We start from the raw sequence: 19,165 nt of genomic DNA, 5'->3' as shown, positions 1-19,165 counted from the left end.
CGACGAAAGTCTCTGCCGCCGGGACTGAAGTCCGCGTTCCCCGAGGTAGACGGTGTCTACGCTTGAGGTGAGGCCAAGATTCCCGCCGAAGGAGTCCGGATCATGCTTGCCCGCGGTTCGCCTCGTGAACGCATCGAGATCCGGTTGGTCGTCCAGCGGCTGACCGCGAAGTTTTCCGCCGTCCACCCGGCCGACCACATCGCCGAAGTGGTCGACGACAGCTATCGCGTTTTCGACAACGCGCGCGTCCGCGACTTCGTCCCGCTGCTCACCGAGCGGAGAGCCCACCGCGAACTCGCGAAAGCAGCGGGCTCGGCGAGCTAGGAAACGACCGTGCTTTCCCTTATCTCCAGGGAAAACGGCGGCTGCACCGAACGCGGCGCGGCACTCTCGGTACCGGCGAGGCGGCTGTGGATCAGGTCGATCGCGGCCTCGGCGATGGCCACCTTGTCCGGTGAGATCGTGGTGAGCGCGGGCAGGCTGAACGCGCTCTCCTCGGTGTTGTCGAAGCCGACGATCGCGATGTCGTCCGGCACCCGCAGCCCGTGCTCGGCCACCGAGCGCAGCGCGCCGACGGCCAGCAGGTCGTTGAAGCAGAACACCGCGTCCGGTGGTTCTTCCTTTGCCAGCAGCCGTTTCATCGCCGCCGCTCCCTCGGCGCGATGGTACTTCGCAACCGGCTCCACCAGGGAATCCGCCGACGGCAAACCCGCATCCGCCAACGCGGCCCGATAACCGGCGAGCCGCAGTGACGAAGTCCCGCGCTTGGGGTTCGCGCCGATGGCGGCGATCCGGCGACGGCCGAGCGAAACCAGGTGCGAGACCGCGACGTGCGCGGCCTGCACGTTGTCGATCGCGACCCGGTCCAGCGCGACGTCCACCGCGTGCTCACCGAGCAGCACCAGCGGGATTTTCCCTTCCGCGTCAGGGAAATCGTCCGCTTCGAGCGCTTCGGGATGTACCAGGGCGCCGTCGACCAGATGCGGGCCCAATGAGTCCACAGTGGCCCGTTCCCGGTCACGAGTCCCTTGTGTCTGCTCGATCAGCACGCTCCAGCCGCGGCGCTGCGCGGCGGTGATCACCAGCCCGGCCATTTCGCCGAAGTACGGAATGCTCAGCTCCGGCACCATCAACGCCAGGAACCCGGTCCGCCCGCGACGCAGGTTGCGCGCGCCGACATTCGGCCGGTACCCGGTCGCGGCCAGCGCTTCTTCGACGCGCCGCCGGTTCTCCGGCTTCACGAACGCGTAGCCGTTCACCACGTTCGACACGGTTTTCACCGAAACGCCCGCCAGCGTAGCGACGTCCTTCAGGGTCACGGCCACGCTGACTCCTCATCTCGTCCGCCCAGAGCCCATCACGAGCCCGCGAGGCTTCCGGCACCAGCCCCGACGACCACGTAGTGTAGCGACGTTTTGCCTGTTTACAACGTTGTTCCAACGATGTAAAAATAGCCGGAGCTCAGCGGGGTGACGGGCGTCACGCCGCCGAGCGGGTTGCCCCAGTCGTCGGCTGCGAGGAGTCCGCCGTGTCCCCGTCCGTCCCTGCCCGCTTCGCCCTGGTCGCCGGCGCCGCCACGGCACTCGTGCTCGCCGGCTGCACCAGCCGCGAGGAAACCCCGGCCGCGCAAAGCAATGGCTCCGGCCCGGCCGCCTCGGCCGCGTCCGCCGCGCCGAGCGCCGACGGCTGCACCATCGACAAGACCGGCTACCCGAAGCTCGACCCGAAGACGGCGATCGTCGGCTTCTCCCAGTCGGAGAAGGAGGCGAACCCGTTCCGCATCGCCGAGACGCAATCCATCCGCGACGAGGCGGGCAAGCTCGGCATCCCGGCCGACCACCTGCTCACCACGAACGCGCAGAGTGACCTCAACAAGCAGATCTCGGACATCAAATCGCTGCTGGACCGGGGCGCGCAGCTGCTCATCGTGGCCCCGCTGAACTCCGACGGCCTGCAGCCCGCGCTCGACGCGGCGAAGGCGAAGAAGGTCCCGGTGGTCACCATCGACCGGCAGGTGACGTCGAAGGCGTGCACCGATTACCTGACCTTTATCGGGTCCAACTTCATCGAACAGGGTCACCGCGCCGCCGCTTCGCTGGCGAAGGCCACCGGCGGAAACGGCAAGGTCGCGATCCTGCTCGGCTCGTCGGGCAACAACGTGACCACCGACCGCACCAAGGGCTTCAAGGACGAACTCGCGAAGACACCCGGCCTCACCGTCGTCGCCGAGCAGACCGGCGAATTCGACCGCTCCAAGGGCCAGTCGGTGATGGAGCAGCTGATCCAGAGCCATCCGGACCTCACCGCGGTGTACGCGGAGAACGACGAGATGGGCATCGGCGCGGTCAACGCGCTCAAGACTGCGGGCAAGAACCCGGGCAAGGACGTCAAGGTCGTGTCCGTCGACGGCACGCGCAACGCGGTGCAGCTGATCGTGGACGGCAGCTACAACGCCGTCATCGAATCGAACCCGCGGTTCGGGCAGCTGGCGTTCCAGACGCTGCAGCAGTTCGAGGACGGCAAGCCGATCCCGCCGAGCATCGTCATCACCGACGACTCCTACGACGAATCGAACGCGGCCAAGAAGGTCGGGAACGCGTACTGATGACGAGCACGGCCGACACCGAGGTGGCGACCATGACCGCACCAGTGCTCGAGGTGTCCGGGGTGACCAAGCGGTTCCCCGGCACCGTGGCCCTCGACGACGTCTCCTTCCGCCTGCGCCGCGGCGAAATCCACGCGCTGGTCGGGGAAAACGGCGCGGGCAAGTCCACGTTGATCAAAGTCCTCACCGGCGTGTACCGGCCGGACGAGGGCGAGGTCCGCCACCTCGGCGAACCGGTCGAGTTCCGCAAGCCGATCGACGCGCAGCGCGCCGGGATCTCCACCATCTACCAGGAGGTCAACCTCGTCCCGCTGATGAGCGTGGCGAGCAACGTCTTCCTCGGCCGGGAACCGCGCACCCGCACCGGATTGGTGGACTGGTCCGCGATGAACGAGCAGGCGCGCGAGCTGCTCAGCGGATACGGGATCGACACCGATGTGCGGCGTCCGCTGCACACGCTCGCGGTGGGTGCGCAACAGATGGTCGCGCTCGCCCGTGCGGTGTCCACAAAGGCCGGTGTGGTCGTGATGGACGAGCCGACGTCGTCGCTCGAACCGCGTGAAGTGGATACTTTGTTCGAGGTGCTGGCCCGGCTGCACGCCGACGACATCTCGGTGCTTTATGTAAGCCATCGGATGGACGAGCTGTATCGGGTGTGCGACAGCGTCACCGTGTTGCGCGATGGCCGAGTTGTCCACAGTGGACCACTGAAGCCGTTGCCGCGGATCGAACTGGTGTCGATGATGCTCGGCCGGGAGATCCGGCAGATCCGCGCCGAGGGCGTCACCGCGTTCGGCGAGGAGCATCATGCGGAGAAGGAACCGTTGTTGCAGGCCTCTCATTTATCCGGCGGAAATAAGCTGCACGACGTTTCGGTGAGTGTGCGGCCGGGCGAGGTTGTCGGCCTGGCTGGGCTTCTCGGGTCTGGCCGGAGCGAGACCGCGCGAGCTGTCGTCGGAGCGTTCCCGCTTGACGGCGGTACCGTACTGTTGGCCGGAAAGCCGTTGAAGCGCGGGAAGATCTCCGCGGCGATGCGGGCGGGGATCGCGTTGCTCGCCGAGGATCGCAAGGCGGACGGGATCATTCCGAACCTGTCCGTCCGCGAGAACATCGTGCTCGCCGCGCTGCCGCGACTCTCCACTTTCGGCTTCGTCAGCAGGTCCAAACAAGACCGAGTGGTGAAGACGTTCATGGATCGGATGCGGATCAAAGCTTCCAGCCCGGAGCAGAAAGTGTCCGAACTGTCCGGCGGCAATCAACAGAAGGTGCTCCTGGCACGCTGGCTCGCTACCGGACCGAAAGTGCTGCTGCTGGACGAACCGACCCGCGGCATCGACGTCGGAGCCAAGGCCGAGGTGCAGGCGCTCATCGACGAACTGGCTCAGGACGGGCTCGGCGTGCTGCTGATTTCATCCGAACTGGAAGAGATTCTCGACGGCGCGGACCGGGTGGTCGTCCTGCGCGACGGCAGCGTCGCCACCGAACTGGCCGGCGACGCGGTCACCGAGGACAACGTGCTGGCGGCCATCGCCGCAGGGGGTGACAACGATGTCGACCGCGACACTGACGAGACCTGACCGCGCCCGCGTCACGAGCTGGCTGCAGAACTACGGCGTGTATCTGGCCGTGGTCGTGCTGCTGCTGTTCAACATCGCGTTCACGCAGAACTTCCTCTCCGCAGCCAACTTCCGCACCCAGTTGGTGCAAGCCGCGCCGGTGTGCATCGTCGCGCTCGGCATGGCGCTGGTGATCGGCACCGAAGGCATCGACCTGTCCGTCGGCTCGGTGATGTCGGTCGCCGCGGCGCTCGTCCCGCTGTATCTCGGGGCCGGGCCGCTGATGGTGATCGTGGTCGCGCTGGTCGCCGGGGTCGCTTCCGGGCTGTTCAGCGGGTTTCTTGTGGCACAGCTCGGTATTCAGCCGATCATCGCGACACTAGCCCTACTGGTCGGCGGTCGCGGGCTAGCTCTCGTGATCGCGCACGGACAGCTGGTGCAGCTGCACAATCCGGACTTCCTCGCGCTCGGCACCGGCGACGTGCTCGGCGTACCGATCATGGTTTTGGTGGCCGCAGTTCTCTCGGTGCTGGCGGGATTACTGGTGCGGCGCACCACCTTCGGCCGACACCTGGTCGCGGTCGGCGGCAACCGTCCCGCGGCGACACTCGCCGGGCTGCCGGTGAAACGCGTCCTGATCGGCGTGTACGCCATGTCCGGTGCGCTGGCGGCAATCGCTGGCGTGCTGTCCACCGCACGACTCGCGGCGAGCGATCCCAACGATCTCGGCCTGCTGATGGAACTTTCCGCGATCACCGCGGTGGTGGTCGGCGGGACTCCGCTCACCGGCGGCCGGGTACGCGTGCTCGGCACGGTGTTCGGGGCGCTGCTCATGCAATTGGTGCACGCCACGCTGATCAAGCACAACCTGCCCGATTCCGCCGCGCAAATGGTGCAGGCCGCCATCATCGTCGCCGCGGTGTACGTCGCCCGGGAACGGAGCACGCGATGATCGCGACCACCGCCGCCCCGCCGTCGGAACGCGGTGCCGCGTTCGCCGCGGTCCTGCAACGCCAAGGCGCGGCCGTGGTGCTCGTGCTCGGCGTGGCCGCCGCGTGGTTTGCCTTCCCCCGTTTCGGATCCGCGGACAACCTGCGCGACCTCGCGTTGCAAAGCTCGTTCCTGGCAGTGATCGCGCTGGGCATGACGTTCGTGATCATCTCCGGCGGGATCGATCTGTCCGTCGGCTCGGTGTACGCACTGGGCGGCGTGCTGGCCGCATACGGCTCTCGCTACGGCCTGGTCATCGCGATCCTGCTGCCGCTGGTCGTTTGCGGACTGATCGGGTTCATCAACGGCCTTCTCATCGCCCGCACGAAAATGGCACCGTTCATCGTCACGCTCGCCTCGTTGTTGTTCGCTCGCGGGCTCTTGCTGGCCTTGACCAACGAGGGCGCGACAACGTACAAAGTGGAGCCGGGATCGGCGTTGCTCTGGTTGGGGCAAGGCAAGATCTTCGGAGTCGGCGTACCGGTGTATCTCGCTTTGGTCCTTTTCGGACTCGGCGGGCTGCTGTTGCGCCGGACCCGGTTCGGCCAGTCGGTGTTCGCTCTCGGCGGCGCGGAACAGTCCGCGTTGCTGATGGGTCTTCCGGTGGCCCGCACCAAGATCACCCTCTACACGCTCAGCGGCACGCTCGCCGGATTCGCCGGCGTGCTCACCGCGGCGTATCTGCAATCGGGCGTCACCGTGCTCGGCGTCGGCACGGAACTGGACGCGATTTCCGTCGTCGTCATCGGCGGAACGCTGCTCACCGGCGGCGCGGGAACCGTCATCGGCACGCTCGTCGGCGTGCTGCTGAAGACGCTGATCCAGAACGTCATCAACCAGGTCGGCACCCTCGACTCCAACTACCAGACGGTGGTCAGCGGCGCGTTCCTGCTGGTCGTCGTCGTGATCCAGCGACTGCTGGCCCGCTCCCGCCGATCCTGACCCGTGCCGCTCCATCCGCGCTGATCCACCTGTAACTAGGAGGTTCGACGATGGTCCGTCCTGCCCGCAGACCCGGCCGTTTGGCCACGGTGGCAGCCGCGCTCGCCGTGGCCGTGTCCGGGTTGTCGAGTGTCCCCGCCGCCGCGGCCGATCCGCCGCAATGGCACCGCCTCACCCCTCCCCTGACCACCCCGTGGACCAACCAGGTTTCGCCGAGCAACGCCCTTCCCGAATACCCGCGCCCGCAACTGACCCGCGACAACTGGCAGAACCTCAACGGCGTCTGGGAATTCTCCGCCGCCAAACCGGGCGATTCGCCGCCGATCAAACGCAGTCTCGACGAACGCATTCTCGTCCCTTACCCGGTCGAATCGGCGTTGTCGGGAATCATGCGGCACGAAACGTCGATGTGGTACCGGCGGACGTTCCAGGTGCCGAAGAACTGGCACGTCGGCGGCCGGGACCAGCGGCTGATCCTGCACTTCCAGGCGGTCGACTACGACACCACGGTGTGGGTCAACGGCCATCAGGTCGCGCGCCACACCGGCGGTTACGACGCGTTTTCCGCGGATGTCACCAACGCGCTGACCACGGGGAAAGACCAGGAAGTCGTCGTCGGCGTCACGGATCCGAATGACGCGGGCGGACAACCGCTCGGCAAGCAGCGCAAGCCCGGCGACGGAATCTTCTACACCCCGTCGTCCGGAATCTGGCAGACCGTCTGGATGGAACCGGTGACCCCGGCCTACATCTCCAAAGTGGACACTACGCCGGACGTCGCCAACGGTTCGGTCACCGTCAACGCCGTCGTGGGCGGGCCGGTGAAGCAACGCGTGGAAGCCGTCGCGTACGACCACGGCCGCGTCGTCGGCCATGTATCCGGACCGGCGAACACTCCGTTGAAGCTCAAGGTGAACCGGCCGCATCTGTGGACGCCGGACGATCCGTTCCTGTACGACCTGCGCGTCTCACTGTCCTCTGGGGACAGTGTCGGCTCGTACTTCGGCCTGCGGTCGGTTTCCGTCGGCAAGACCGCGGACGGCAAGCAACGGATGATGCTCAACGGCAAGTTCGTGATGCAACTCGGCCCGCTGGACCAGGGTTTCTGGCCGGACGGCATCTACACCGCGCCCACCGACGCCGCGCTGAAGTTCGATCTGGAGCAGGAAAAGGCGCTCGGGTTCAACATGGTGCGCAAGCACATCAAGGTCGAACCTGATCGCTGGTACTACTACGCGGACAAGCTCGGTCTCATGGTGTGGCAGGACATGCCCGCGATGAAGGACGACATCGAGGCGACGCCCGCGTCGCAAGCGAACTTCGAATCCGAACTGCACCGGATGATCGACCAGCACCGCAGTTTCCCGTCGATCGTCACCTGGGTGCCGTTCAACGAGGGCTGGGGCGACTACGCCGTCGGCCGGATCGCCGACCAGGTCAAGGCCTGGGACCCGACGCGGCTCGTGGACGCCGAGTCGGGCGTGAACTGCTGCCGGTCCGAGCCGGACAGCGGGCGCGGCGATCTCTACGACGACCACACCTACACCGGTCCCGGAACCCCGGTGCCGGACGCGACGCGCGCTGCCGTCGACGGCGAATACGGCGGCCTGGGCCTGAAGGTCGACGGACACCAGTTCGACCCGGCCGGCAGCTTCGCCTACGAGATGGAACCGGACAGCGCCACGCTCACCCGGCGCTACGCCGAACTCCAGCAACGCCTCCTGCTCGCCGGACGGCAATGCGGTGTGTCGGCAGGCGTGTACACGCAGACCACCGACGTAGAAAAGGAGGTCAACGGCTTCTACACCTACGACCGTCAGGTGAAGAAGATGGACTTCGCCGCCGTCCGCGCCGCGAACCTGTCGGTGATCAAGGGCGTTGACGGCTCGCCGCAACAGGGCCCGGTGATCCCGCCGGGCACGCCCGGCATCGACGGAATCGCCGCGTACCCGTTCGACGAGAACAGCGGCACCACCGCGGCGGACACCGTGGGCCACCACGACGCGACGCTCGTCGGCGGCGCTTCCTGGACCGCCGGACACAGCGGTTCGGCCCTCGCGGTGAACGGCTCCGGCCAGTACGCCGACGCCGGTGCCGCGCTCGCGAAGACGGACCTGAGCTACAGCGTCGCGGCGTGGGTGAAGTTCAACGCGGTCGGCGACGGGTTCCAGACCGTGGTGAGCCAGGACGGCAACGACCACAGCGCGTTCTTCCTGCAGTACTCCGGCGCGGACCACAAGCTGGCGTTCAGCTTCGTCGGCACGCGGGCCCTCGCGCCGATGACGCCGGAAGCCGGACGCTGGTACCACCTGGTCGGTGTCCGCGACGCCGCTACCGGGCAGCTCGCGCTGTACGTGGACGGTCAACTGGCCGCGTCGAAGAGCGTCTGTCTCGGCGAGGCGTCCACCGGGCACACGGTGATCGGACGCGGGAAGTACGGCGGGAACCCGGTCGACTTCCTGAACGGGGCGGTTGACCAGGTGCACGTGTACGACCGGGCGTTGTCTGCTGCTGAGGTGGCGAAGATTTACGCCTCCTGACGGCTAGCGAAGGGAGCGCCTGGGCCTGCGAGTTCGCAGGTCCAGGCGCTTTTCTTTCCCCGGTGCCGATACCATTCCCCAGCCCCGACACCGAGCCCTGAGGAGCCGAGCCGTGCCATCCGCCCCGCCGGAAGAACTGGCTCCTACCGGTACCCGCCACCGGGTTGCACGAGCAGCGACAGAAGTACTTGCCCCCTGGGTGTGGGTGCTCGGTCTGCCGCTCGTGGTCGCCTGGCAAGTCACCGGTCACCACCTCGGCGAAGCCGTGCTGTGGGGCCTGATCGTGGGAATCACCGGCTCCCTGATCCCGATGGCGGTCATCGTGCGCGGCGCGAAACGCGGGAAGTGGGACAGCCACCACGTCACCAACCGCGCCGGGCGGCTCGTGCCGTTCGCCGCGTGCATCGGTTCCCTCGCGCTGGGATTCGTGGTGCTGCTCGTCGGCTCCGCGCCCCACGAGATGATCGCGCTGGCCGCCGCCGAGCTGGCCTGTCTGGTTGTCGCGCTGGCGGTGACCTTCGGGCTGAAATTCAAGATCTCGATGCACGCCATGGTCGCCGCCGGGTCGACGGTGATGCTGATGAAGGTCTACAGCCCCTGGCTGGCCTTGCTTTTCCTTGCCGTGGCGTGGGTTTGCTGGTCGCGCGTCGAGCTGAAAGACCACACGGTCGCACAAGTGACCATCGGCGCGGTGGCTGGCGTCGTGATCGGCGGGGGCGGCTACCTAGGACTCGCCGCAGTGCTCGCCTGACGCTCGCTTCGCCCGCACCCGCCGGTAACTCCAGATCAGCAACGCGAACAAGATCAAGCTCGACAGAATCAAGCTCGTCCCGGTGCTCCACCCGCTCAGCGGCAGCGACCGAACCGTCCCCCACACGATGCCCGCGGCCAGCAGCGCGAGCCCGGCCAGCACGGAACCGGCGATCCGCCACGGCGAAGCCACACTGTCCTCGGCGGCTTTCATCGCCCGCGTCCGCACCGGGTCGACAAATCGCTGCAGCGCCGGGAACTCCGCGGCCAGCACCAGCAGTCCGGCGAGCACCAGCAGCAGTCCCGGCCCCGGCAGCACGAGCAGCACGACCCCGACGATCACCAGCACTCCGCCGACGACCGAGAGGAACACCCGGCGCACTGGCTTGCCCAATCCCATCAGTTCAGTGTGCCGTCAGACTCGCAGTGCGGCCAGGCGAAACCTGGCCGGACTGTCCATACTGGACCCAAGCTGGCACCCGGTCCTGCGACGGCGCGCACGTTTTTTGTCGGTGCTGAATGCTTAGCTGCTCAGCGTGGTCGAATCACTGCCTGACCTCATCCTCCGCTGGCAGGCGGGATGGGGCGCATCCCGAGGCTTCCGTCCTGCCGAACAAGCCCGCGGCGGGCTGCATGTCCTGGTCGAACAACCGGACCGGCATCGCGAGATCGTCGCGCTGTCCGCCGAACCCGATGTCCTGGGCGGTCTCGCCGACGAGGCGGCCGCAGCTTCGCGCCCGACCTGGCTGACCGTGCCGACGAACCGGCCCGAGTCGGTCGAGGCGATCGTGCGCGAGGCTGGCCTAAAACTCCGGGACTCACGCGAAGCGCTCATGACCATTCCGCTGCTCCGACATCCACCGCGCCCGGCTCCGCCGCCCTACATGTGCGCCACCACCATGAAGGGAACGGTGTTCGAAACCGTGCTAACGCATCCCTCGGGCGTCGCGGCGCGCGGAACCATGGCCGTGGTCGGCACTGACGCGATCGCGGACCGGATCGCGACTGAGCCCGAACATCGCCGCCGCGGCCTAGGCAGCGTCGTGATGAGCGCACTCGCGGAAAGCGCCATGATGTGTGGCGCTACCACGGGGATCCTCGTCGCCACCGCGGATGGCCAACAGCTGTATTCAGCGCTGGGCTGGACCACGCGCGCCACCATCCTCATCGCCCAGACCCCGGCAGGCTGACATGGAATGGCTCACTGACACCCGTACTTCGTACGACACCGTCGCGGAGGACTACGCCGCGTTCGTCCGCGACGCTCTCGCCGAACAGCCGTATCTGCTTGCCGCGCTGGAGCTATTCGCCGCGCAAGCCGACGACGGCCCAGTCGCCGACATCGGCTGCGGTCCCGGCCAAGTGACCGCCCGCCTCAACGGCCTGGGCGTCACCGCGTACGGCATCGACCTGTCCCCCGGCATGATCGAGATCGCGCGGCGCGACCACCCGACGCTGCGATTCGAGGTCGGCTCGATGACCGACCCGCTGCCCGCCGCTTCGCTGACCGGAATCGTGGCGTGGCAGTCGATCATCCATCTGCCGGACGACCTGGTCCCGGCCGTCTTCGCGAACTTCCGCCAAGCCCTGCGCCCCGGCGGATTGCTCCAGCTGTTGTTCCACGTCGGCGACGAAACCCGGCTCAAAACCGAAGGCTACGGCGGCCACCCGATGAAGCTCCAGGTGCACCGCCGTCCGCGGGAACGTATGACGAACTGGCTGCGCGACGCCGGGTTCACCATCGAGGCCGAACTGCTCCTCGACCCGCAAACCCAGACGCCGCAAGCCATCCTGACCGCCAGGAGCCGTCAGTGACCGGCCAGCAACTGCTCAAACGACACCGACGCGTACTCGTCATCCGGCTTCGCCTCAGGCGCTGCCGCGACCAACTGCGCCAGCTCACGACCAGCCCGCTCCACGCGCTGCTGCAACGCACCCGTCGCCTCGACGCTGCCCCAATCCGACGACGCCGCGTACACGCCCGTTGCAACCACGGTCGCGCGAAGGTAAGCGAACAACGGCCGCAGCGCGAAGTCGAGCGCGAGCGAATGCCGTTCCGTACCGCCCGTAGCGGCGAGCAGCACCGGTTTGCCGTCGAGCGCTTCCTTGTCCAGCACGTCGAAGAACGATTTGAACAGCCCGCTGTAGGAAGCGGTGAACACCGGCGTCACGGCGATCAGGCCGTCCGCGCGCGTCACGGTGTCGATCACTTCCCGCAGCTGCGGGCTGGGGAACCCGGTGAGCATGTTGTTGGTGACGTCCACCGCGATGTCGCGGAGTTCGAATACCTTCACCGTCACGTCGTCGTCGACCAAGGCGGCGCGGGTGGCCTCGGCCAGCCGGTCGGCCAGCAGCCGCGTCGACGACGGCTGGCTCAACCCCGCGGCGACCACGGCGATAGTGCGTGCAGTCATGACCTCTCCACTAAGTCAGGCGAACCCAGGTCAAGCGGTGACGGACTGGGCTTCGCGAGCCGCCTTGAGCGATTCGTGCGTCGGCGCGTCCGGCACGTGCGCCGGGCGCTTCGCTTCCAGTTCCTTGCGCAGCACCGGCACGACCTCCTCGCCGAGCAGGTCGAGCTGCTCCAGCACGGTCTTCAGCGGCAGGCCGGCGTGGTCCATCAGGAACAGCTGGCGCTGGTAGTCGCCGAAGTGCTCGCGGAAGGTCAGCGTCTTGTCGATGACCTCCTGCGGGCTGCCGACCGTCAACGGCGTCTGCTCGGTGAAGTCCTCCAGCGACGGGCCGTGCCCGTACACCGGCGCGTTGTCGAAGTACGGCCGGAACTCGTTCCACGCGTCCTGCGACTTCGGCCGGATGAACGCCTGCCCGCCGAGCCCGACGATGGCCTGGTCGGCCTTGCCGTGCCCGTAGTGCTCGAAGCGCTGCCGGTAGAACGCGATCAGCTGCTGGAAGTGCGAGGTCGGCCAGAAGATGTGGTTCGCGAAGAACCCGTCGCCGTAGTAGGCGGCCTGTTCGGCGATCTCCGGGCTGCGGATCGAACCGTGCCAGACGAACGGCGGCACGCCGTCGAGCGGGCGCGGGGTCGAGGTGAAGCCCTGCAGCGGGGTGCGGAACTTGCCCTGCCAGTCGACGACCTCCTCGCGCCAGAGCTGGTGCAGCAGCGCGTAGTTCTCGACGGCCAGCGGGATGCCCTCGCGGATGTCCTTGCCGAACCACGGGTAGACCGGGCCGGTGTTGCCGCGGCCCATCATCAGGTCGAGCCGCCCGTCGGCCAGGTGCTGCAGCATGGCGTAGTCCTCCGCCAGGCGCACCGGGTCGTTGGTGGTGATGAGGGTGGTCGACGTCGAGAGGACGATCTTCTCCGTCCGCGCCGCGATGTTCGAGAGCAGCACCGTGGGGTTCGCCGGCGCGGCGAACGGCGGGTTGTGGTGCTCTCCGACGGCGAAGACGTCGAGGCCGACCTCTTCGGCCTTGAGCGCGATCTTGACCATCGCCTTGATGCGCTCGTGCTCCGTGGGCGTGACGCCCGTAGTGGGGTCGGTCGTGACGTCGCCCACCGAGAAGATTCCGAACTGCATGACCGCTCCCTAGCCGGTTGCCTCTTACCTTGCTTGTCGGCACAACTACTCGCGTGGAAGATGTATTCCAACGGGACTATACCGGTGACCTGGGACACGCTGCGGGACGCCGTCGGGGGCGCAGCGGCCAGTTCCTGTCAGGGGGTGCGGATATCCTGCAGTACGGTGACGGCCCGGGGCCCCTGCTCCGGCCGCCTGTTTGCCCACCGAACAGCTCGCCTCGATCCGGGAGAACGACCTCGTGACCGCTGAGACTCTGTACGGGGCCGATGACCTGACCCACCTCGAGGGACTCGAGGCGGTTCGCAAGCGCCCCGGGATGTACATCGGCTCCACCGACAGCCGAGGCATCAACCACCTCTTCTCCGAGGTCGTCGACAACTCCACCGACGAGGGCGTGGCGGGCCACGCCGCTCGCATCGTCGTCACGCTGCACGGCGACAGCAGCGTCCAGGTGGACGACGACGGCCGCGGCATTCCCACCGGCGTGCACGCCAAATCCGGCCTTTCCGGCGTCGAACTGGTGCTGACCCGGCTGCACGCCGGCGGCAAGTTCGGCGGCTCCGGATACAAGACGTCGGGCGGTCTGCACGGCGTCGGGGCCTCGGCGGTGAACGCGCTGTCGCACCGCTTCGACGTCACGGTGAAGCAGGACGGCAAGGTGCACCAGATGTCGTTCGCGCACGGCGTGCCCGGCGTGTTCGACGGCCCCGGCGCGAAGGCGAAGTTCACCCGCCGCTCCGGGCTCAACCTCGTCGGCAAGATGAAGCGCGGCGAGCGCAGCGGAACGTCGATCCGCTACTGGTACGACGCGCGGTACTTCGAGACCGGCGCGGTGCTCGACGTCGAAGGCGTGCGTGCGAAGCTGCGCAACACCGCGTTCCTCGTGCCAGGCGTCACGTACGTGCTGCGCACCACGTTCGAGGACACCATCAACGAGGAGACCTTCCACTTCCCGAACGGGCTGTCGGACATGGTCGACTTCCTCGCCCCGGACAGCGAAAAACCCGTCTGCGGCACGCTGATGATCACCGGCGAGGGCACGTACAAAGAGAACGCGGCGGACGCCAACGGCGTCATGCAGTCCAATGTGGAGCGACACGCCGAGGTCGAGGTCGCGCTGCGCTGGGGCACCGGCTACGAGCGCACCGTGGAGTGCTTCACCAACACGATCCGCAACGTGCACGGCGGCACGCACCGGCGCGGGTTCGACCGCGCGGTCACCCGCGCGCTGCAGGACGTGATCGGCAAGACACGCGGGCTGCTCAAGGCGAAGGAGGACCCGCCGACCACCGAGGACGTGCTGGAAGGCATGACCGCGGTGATCCACGTCCGGCTGCCGGAGCCGCAGTTCACCTCGCAGACCAAGGACGAACTGTCCACGGCGGGCATCACGCGCGTCATCCAGGGCATCGTCGACAAGCAGCTGCGCGCCTGGACCGAGGACCGGAAAACCAAGTCCGAGGCCAAGATCGTGCTGCAGAAGGTGGTCGACGCGGCGCGCGTGCGACTCACCCAGAAACAGCAGAAGGACGCCGCCCGGCGCAAGACCGCGCTCGAGGGCGCGGCGATGCCGCCGAAGCTGGTCGACTGCCGCACCACCGGCGTCTCGCGCAGCGAACTGTTCCTGGTGGAGGGCGACAGCGCACTCGGTTCGGCGCGCATGGCGCGGGTGTCGGAGTACCAGGCGCTGCTGCCGTTGCGCGGCAAGATCCTCAACGTGCAGAAGGCGTCGCTCGGCGACACGCTGAAGAACGCCGAGATCGCGTCGATCGTGCAGGTGCTCGGCGCGGGCACCGGCCGCACGTTCGACCTGACGACGATGCGCTACGGCCGGGTGATCCTGATGGCGGACGCGGACGTCGACGGTTCGCACATCCGCACGCTGCTGATCACGCTGTTCGCGAAGTACATGCGCCCGGCGATCGAGGACGGCAGGCTGTACGCGGCCATGCCGCCGCTGCACAAGATCACCACGAAGGGCCGCGGTTCGGAGACCATCTTCACCTTCACCCAGCGCGAGATGGAGCAGAAGGTCGCCGAACTCGAAGCGGCGGGCAAGACGGTCGTCACGCCGGTGCCGCGGTTCAAGGGCCTCGGCGAGATGGACGCCGACGAACTGTGGGAAACCACGATGAACCCGGCGACGCGCTCGGTCCGGCGGATCACGCTGGAGGACGTCGAGGCCGCGGAGCTGGCGCTGGAACTGCTGATGGGCGAAAAGGTCGAGCCGCGGCGCAACTGGCTGGTCGAATCGTCCGACCGCGTCGACCGCGACGCCATCGACGTCTGAGATTTCCGTTCGTTCCCAAGGAGTTGTGAGCCATGGCTCGCCGTAGCAAGACCCCGGTGACCCGGGTCGACCCGAGCGCTTTCGACTCGCCGGGCGCGCAGGTCTTCGACAACCCGCTGAAGACGGAGATCGAAGACTCGTACCTGGAGTACGCGTACTCGGTGATCCACTCGCGCGCCCTCCCGGACGCGCGAGACGGCCTGAAGCCGGTGCACCGCCGGATCCTGTTCTCGATGAACGAGAACGGCTACCGCCCGACGCACGCGTACGTGAAGTCGTCGCGCGTGGTCGGCGACGTCATGGGCAAGTACCATCCACACGGCGACGTGGCGATTTACGACGCGATGGTCCGGCTCGCCCAGGACTTCTCGATGAACGCCCCGCTGATCGACGGGCACGGAAACTTCGGTTCCCCGGACGACGGACCGGCCGCGAGCCGATACTGCCTGACGGGCGACACCCGGATCCGTCTCGCCGACGGGTCCAGCCCGCGCATCGCCGACGTGGTGAACCTTCCCGCCGATTCCGAGGCCGACGCCGACTTCGAGGTGCTCGACAAGGACGGCAAGGCGGTTCAGGTCGACAAGGTCTTCAACTCCGGGGTGCACCCGACCGTCCGGATCACGACCAAGTCCGGCTTCGCGCTCCGCGGCAGTGAAAACCACCCGGTGCTGTGTCTGGAAGCACCGATGGGCGTGCCGATGTTCCAGTGGCGCCAGCTCGACGAGGTCAAGCCGGGAACCGTCGTCTGCCTCGCCCGCAACGCGTGGACGCAGATCATCCCGACAGCCCGGGAATACAACCTCGGCGTCCTGGCTGGAGCCTGGGTTTCCGAGGGCTTCGCCAGCGAGAACCGAGCCGGCTTCAACAACACCGACGAGCATTTCTTCGGCGAGGTCCTGCACGCTTACGACCAGGTGGTCGGAGGCAAACGCTACGTCTCGGAACGCACAACGCGCCGAGACCGCAAGCGGATCCAGGAAATCGACATCCAGGACTATGCCGGGGCGATGGACGCCTTCCGGGCCAGTCCGCTGGCCGAGTTCATCGGCCACCAGGCCCGGGACAAGGTTGTCCCGGAGTTCGTCTGGAACTCCGGTCCCGGTGTGAAACGCGCGTTCCTGATGGCCGCGTTCGAGGGGGACGGAGGTTGCCGGGTCGCCTACGACGGCTTCACTGTCCAATACTCGAGCTACAGCGAGCAGCTTGCCGCCCAGCTGCAGGAAATGCTCGCCGAGTTCGGCGTCATCGCCACGCACCGGCGCTACACCCGGCCTACCGGTTCGATCGAGCACCGGCTCGTAGTGTCCGGTCTGCGCAACGTCCGCGCGTTCGCTGAACGTGTCGGATTCCTGAAGTCGAAGCAGTCGAAGCTGCGGCAGCTCTTGCAGCGGTCCGTCCTGCGCCCGCACCGGCTCAGCTCGGACAAGGTGCCGTTCGTAGCCGATTACGTGCGCGGCGCGCTCGACTTCGACCGTCGTGGCAGCGGCCGGAAATGGCTCACCCGGCACAACTTCGACCGGATCGAACGGTGGGAAACCGAGCGGCTCCGGATCATCGACCGGATCAAGGACACCGAGATCCTCGCGACGATCCTGCCGATCATGGATTCCGGCTACCGGTTCGAAGAGGTCGTCGACGCGACTGCCGCCGAACCCGCCGAGGTCTACTCGGTGCGAGTGACCACCGAGGACCACTCATTCCTGGCCGGCGGTTTCGTCAACCACAACACCGAAGCCCGGATGTCCCCCGAAGCGATGCTGCTGGTCGGCGAGCTCGGCGAGGACACCGTCGATTTCCGCCCGAACTACGACGGTTCGCTCGAAGAGCCTTCGGTGCTCCCCGCCGCGTACCCGAACCTGCTGGTCAACGGCACGTCCGGGATCGCGGTCGGCATGGCGACCAACATGATCCCGCACAACCTCGGCGAGGTGATCGGCGCCGCGCGGTGGCTGATCAACCATCCGACCGCCACGCTCGACAAGCTGATGGAGTACATCCCCGGCCCCGACCTACCCACCGGCGGCAGCCTGCTGGGACTGGACGAGGTCCGCAAGGCCTACGAAACCGGCCGCGGTGTGGTGCGGATGCGCGCGAATGTCGAGACCGGCCCGCTGGAAGGCAGCCGCGGTCGGCAGGCCATCACGGTCACCGAGCTGCCGTACGGCGTCGGCCCGGAGAAGGTGATCGAGAAGATCACCGACGAGGTCAACAAGTCCAAGCGGCTCACCGGAATCGCGGACGTCAAGGACCTCACCGACCGCGAGAACGGCACGCGGCTCGTCATCGAGTGCAAGGTGGGCGTCAACCCGCAGGCGCTGCTGGCGGATCTGTACCGCCTCACGCCGCTGGAGCAGTCGTTCGGCATCAACAACCTGGTGCTCGTCGACGGCCAGCCGCAGACGCTCGGATTGAAGGCGCTGCTGGAGGTCTTCCTGCGGCACCGCTACGAGGTCGTCACGCGGCGCACGCGCTACCGCCGCCGCAAGCGCGAAGAACGCCTGCACCTGGTCGACGGTCTCTTGATCGCGCTGCTGAACATCGACAAGGTCATCCGGCTGATCCGCGAAAGCGAAAACGCGGCCGCCGCGAAGGACGGCCTGATGACGAAGTTCAAGCTGTCCGAAATCCAGGCGACCTACATCCTCGACACCCCGCTGCGCCGCCTCACCAAGTACGACCGGCTGGAGCTGGAAAACGAGCAGGAGAAGCTCCGCGCGGAGATCGCCGAGCTGACCACGATCCTCGAGGACGAGTCGGTCCTGAAGAAGCTCGTCTCGACGGAACTGGCGAAGATCGCCAAGGACTTCCCCACCGAACGCCGCACCCGCCTCATCGACGGCGACCTGAAGGAAGTCCTGGCCGCGTCAAAGCCGTCCGGCCCGCTGGAAGTCGCCGACGACCCGTGCCAGGTGATTCTCTCGGCCACCGGCCTGGTCGCCCGCACCGCAGCGGAATCCGAAGAGGCGTCAGAAGTCCGCCGCCGCAACGGCCGCGTAAAACACGATGCTGTATCGGCCGTCGTACACACCACCGCGCGCGGCCAAGTGCTGTTGGTGACGAGCCGAGGCCGCGCCTTCAAGACGGATGTCCTGCCGCTGCCCGTGCTCCCAGAACAAGCAGGCACTGTGTCTCTGCGCGGTGGTATGGCAGCAAAAGAGCTGGTACCACTCGAAAAGGGCGAACGCGTCGTAGGCATCGCGCCCTTGGGCGAGCAAGCGGGAGAATCGCCAGGCCTGGCCATCGGCACCCGCGCCGGCGTAGTGAAGGTCTGCGCGCCGGACTGGCCAGTCCGGTCGGACGAATTCGAGATCATCATCCTCAAGGCAGGCGACGAGGTCGTAGGCGCGACCTGGCTGGCGGACGGAAACGAAACCCTGGCCTTCGTCTCGTCAGACTCGTCACTGCTTCGTTTCGCCGCAAGCCTGATCCGCCCGCAAGGCGCCAAGAGCGGCGGCATGGCAGGAGTGAAACTGTCCGCGAACGCGACCGCAGTCTTCTTCGGAGCCATCCGCACGGACGACGAAGAACACGGCGAACCGATGGTCGTCACCGCGACGGGCCAGAGCGTGAAGGTCACGCCGTTCAGCGAATACCCGGCAAAAGGCCGAGCCACCGGCGGCGTGCGAACCCACCGGTTCCTCAAGGGAGAAACCCAAGTCCAGGTCGCCTGGATCGGCCCCCGCCCGGCAGGCGCGAGCCGCACCGGAGACCCCGTGGAACTCCCCGAAATCGACCTCCGCCGCGACGGCTCAGGCCACGCCCACCCCGGCCCGGAAGTGGTGGGCCACCTCATCGAACGCGGCTAAGCAACGCCAAGCGGTGGGTGCGATCCAGCACGAGCACAGGTCGCACCCACCCCGCCGCCGTTCGTGAGGGGAACCCTGAGGGACTCTGATTCCCTCAGGGTTGCCCCCCCGAGGTAGGGATAGGACACGGGGGGAAACCAG

14 protein-coding genes and 3 pseudogenes are annotated in these 19,165 nt (G+C 67.2%); 13 read left to right on the top strand and 4 right to left on the bottom strand.

Going from position 1 to position 19,165, the window contains the following annotated elements:
* Nucleotides 1–102: 102 nt before the first annotated feature.
* Nucleotides 103–324 (top strand): three-helix bundle dimerization domain-containing protein, encoded by a 222-nt coding sequence (locus ABZX37_RS43570; protein WP_354749981.1) that lies wholly within the window; start codon nt 103–105, stop codon nt 322–324.
* On the opposite strand, the gene ABZX37_RS43565 is transcribed toward ABZX37_RS43570, so the two are convergent.
* Nucleotides 321–1,325 (bottom strand): LacI family DNA-binding transcriptional regulator, encoded by a 1,005-nt coding sequence (locus ABZX37_RS43565; RefSeq protein ID WP_354749979.1) that lies wholly within the window; start codon nt 1,323–1,325, stop codon nt 321–323. The genes ABZX37_RS43570 and ABZX37_RS43565 overlap by 4 nt on opposite strands.
* Nucleotides 1,326–1,528: 203 nt before the next feature.
* On the opposite strand from ABZX37_RS43565, the gene ABZX37_RS43560 reads away from it, so the two are divergent.
* The 6 genes from ABZX37_RS43560 (at nt 1,529) to ABZX37_RS43535 (ending at nt 9,384) form a co-directional block, all read left to right on the top strand.
* Nucleotides 1,529–2,605 (top strand): ABC transporter substrate-binding protein, encoded by a 1,077-nt coding sequence (locus ABZX37_RS43560; RefSeq protein WP_354749977.1) that lies wholly within the window; start codon nt 1,529–1,531, stop codon nt 2,603–2,605.
* Nucleotides 2,605–4,182, top strand: a complete 1,578-nt coding sequence (locus ABZX37_RS43555) for a sugar ABC transporter ATP-binding protein (RefSeq protein WP_354749975.1) — start codon at nt 2,605–2,607, stop codon at nt 4,180–4,182. Before ABZX37_RS43560 ends, ABZX37_RS43555 begins: the two co-directional genes overlap by 1 nt.
* A complete protein-coding gene (locus ABZX37_RS43550) occupies nt 4,154–5,113 on the top strand; it encodes an ABC transporter permease (RefSeq protein ID WP_354749973.1) in 960 nt (319 codons plus the stop codon). Before ABZX37_RS43555 ends, ABZX37_RS43550 begins: the two co-directional genes overlap by 29 nt.
* Nucleotides 5,110–6,093, top strand: a complete 984-nt coding sequence (locus ABZX37_RS43545; RefSeq protein ID WP_354749971.1) for an ABC transporter permease — start codon at nt 5,110–5,112, stop codon at nt 6,091–6,093. Before ABZX37_RS43550 ends, ABZX37_RS43545 begins: the two co-directional genes overlap by 4 nt.
* A 50-nt stretch (nt 6,094–6,143) precedes the next feature.
* Nucleotides 6,144–8,633 (top strand): LamG-like jellyroll fold domain-containing protein, encoded by a 2,490-nt coding sequence (locus tag ABZX37_RS43540; protein WP_354749969.1) that lies wholly within the window; start codon nt 6,144–6,146, stop codon nt 8,631–8,633.
* Nucleotides 8,634–8,745: 112 nt separating this feature from the next.
* On the top strand, nt 8,746–9,384 hold the full coding sequence (locus ABZX37_RS43535; RefSeq protein WP_354749967.1) for a hypothetical protein: 639 nt from the start codon (nt 8,746–8,748) through the stop codon (nt 9,382–9,384).
* On the opposite strand, the gene ABZX37_RS43530 is transcribed toward ABZX37_RS43535, so the two are convergent.
* The gene (locus tag ABZX37_RS43530) at nt 9,358–9,783 is read right to left on the bottom strand and encodes a PGPGW domain-containing protein (protein ID WP_354749965.1); all 426 of its coding nucleotides are present in this window, start codon (nt 9,781–9,783) and stop codon (nt 9,358–9,360) included. The two genes, ABZX37_RS43535 and ABZX37_RS43530, sit on opposite strands and share 27 nt — an antisense overlap.
* A 136-nt stretch (nt 9,784–9,919) precedes the next feature.
* Between ABZX37_RS43530 and ABZX37_RS43525 the strand changes: the two genes are divergently transcribed.
* Nucleotides 9,920–10,573, top strand: coding sequence for a GNAT family N-acetyltransferase (locus ABZX37_RS43525; RefSeq protein ID WP_354749963.1), 654 nt, complete (start codon nt 9,920–9,922; stop codon nt 10,571–10,573).
* 1 nt (nt 10,574) lies between these two features.
* Nucleotides 10,575–11,198 carry a class I SAM-dependent methyltransferase gene (locus ABZX37_RS43520; protein ID WP_354749961.1) on the top strand — a complete coding sequence of 208 codons (624 nt, stop codon included), beginning with the start codon at nt 10,575–10,577 and terminating at the stop codon, nt 11,196–11,198.
* Here ABZX37_RS43520 and ABZX37_RS43515 read toward each other — a convergent pair.
* The gene (locus ABZX37_RS43515; protein WP_354749959.1) at nt 11,192–11,797 is read right to left on the bottom strand and encodes an FMN reductase; all 606 of its coding nucleotides are present in this window, start codon (nt 11,795–11,797) and stop codon (nt 11,192–11,194) included. The genes ABZX37_RS43520 and ABZX37_RS43515 overlap by 7 nt on opposite strands.
* A gap of 30 nt (nt 11,798–11,827) precedes the next feature.
* Nucleotides 11,828–12,922, bottom strand: a complete 1,095-nt coding sequence (locus tag ABZX37_RS43510) for an LLM class flavin-dependent oxidoreductase (protein ID WP_354749957.1) — start codon at nt 12,920–12,922, stop codon at nt 11,828–11,830.
* A 241-nt stretch (nt 12,923–13,163) separates the two neighbouring features.
* On the opposite strand from ABZX37_RS43510, the gene ABZX37_RS43505 reads away from it, so the two are divergent.
* From ABZX37_RS43505 to ABZX37_RS43490, 4 genes and pseudogenes are all read left to right on the top strand, one after another.
* Nucleotides 13,164–15,215, top strand: a complete 2,052-nt coding sequence (locus ABZX37_RS43505; protein WP_354749956.1) for a DNA topoisomerase IV subunit B — start codon at nt 13,164–13,166, stop codon at nt 15,213–15,215.
* A 32-nt stretch (nt 15,216–15,247) separates the two neighbouring features.
* Nucleotides 15,248–15,658, top strand: a pseudogene (locus ABZX37_RS43500) (DNA gyrase subunit A); the annotation flags it as partial.
* A gap of 3 nt (nt 15,659–15,661) precedes the next feature.
* Nucleotides 15,662–16,552 (top strand): annotated as a pseudogene (locus tag ABZX37_RS43495) (LAGLIDADG family homing endonuclease); the annotation flags it as partial.
* 393 nt (nt 16,553–16,945) lie between these two features.
* Nucleotides 16,946–19,024 (top strand): annotated as a pseudogene (locus tag ABZX37_RS43490) (DNA gyrase subunit A); the annotation flags it as partial.
* Nucleotides 19,025–19,165: the final 141 nt, after the last annotated feature.

It is taken from the genome of Amycolatopsis sp. NPDC004079, from assembly GCF_040610415.1.
GTDB classification, from domain to species: domain Bacteria; phylum Actinomycetota; class Actinomycetes; order Mycobacteriales; family Pseudonocardiaceae; genus Amycolatopsis; species Amycolatopsis halotolerans.
Note: the sequence above shows the minus strand (reverse complement) of the source record. Positions and strands in the feature narration are given on the sequence as shown.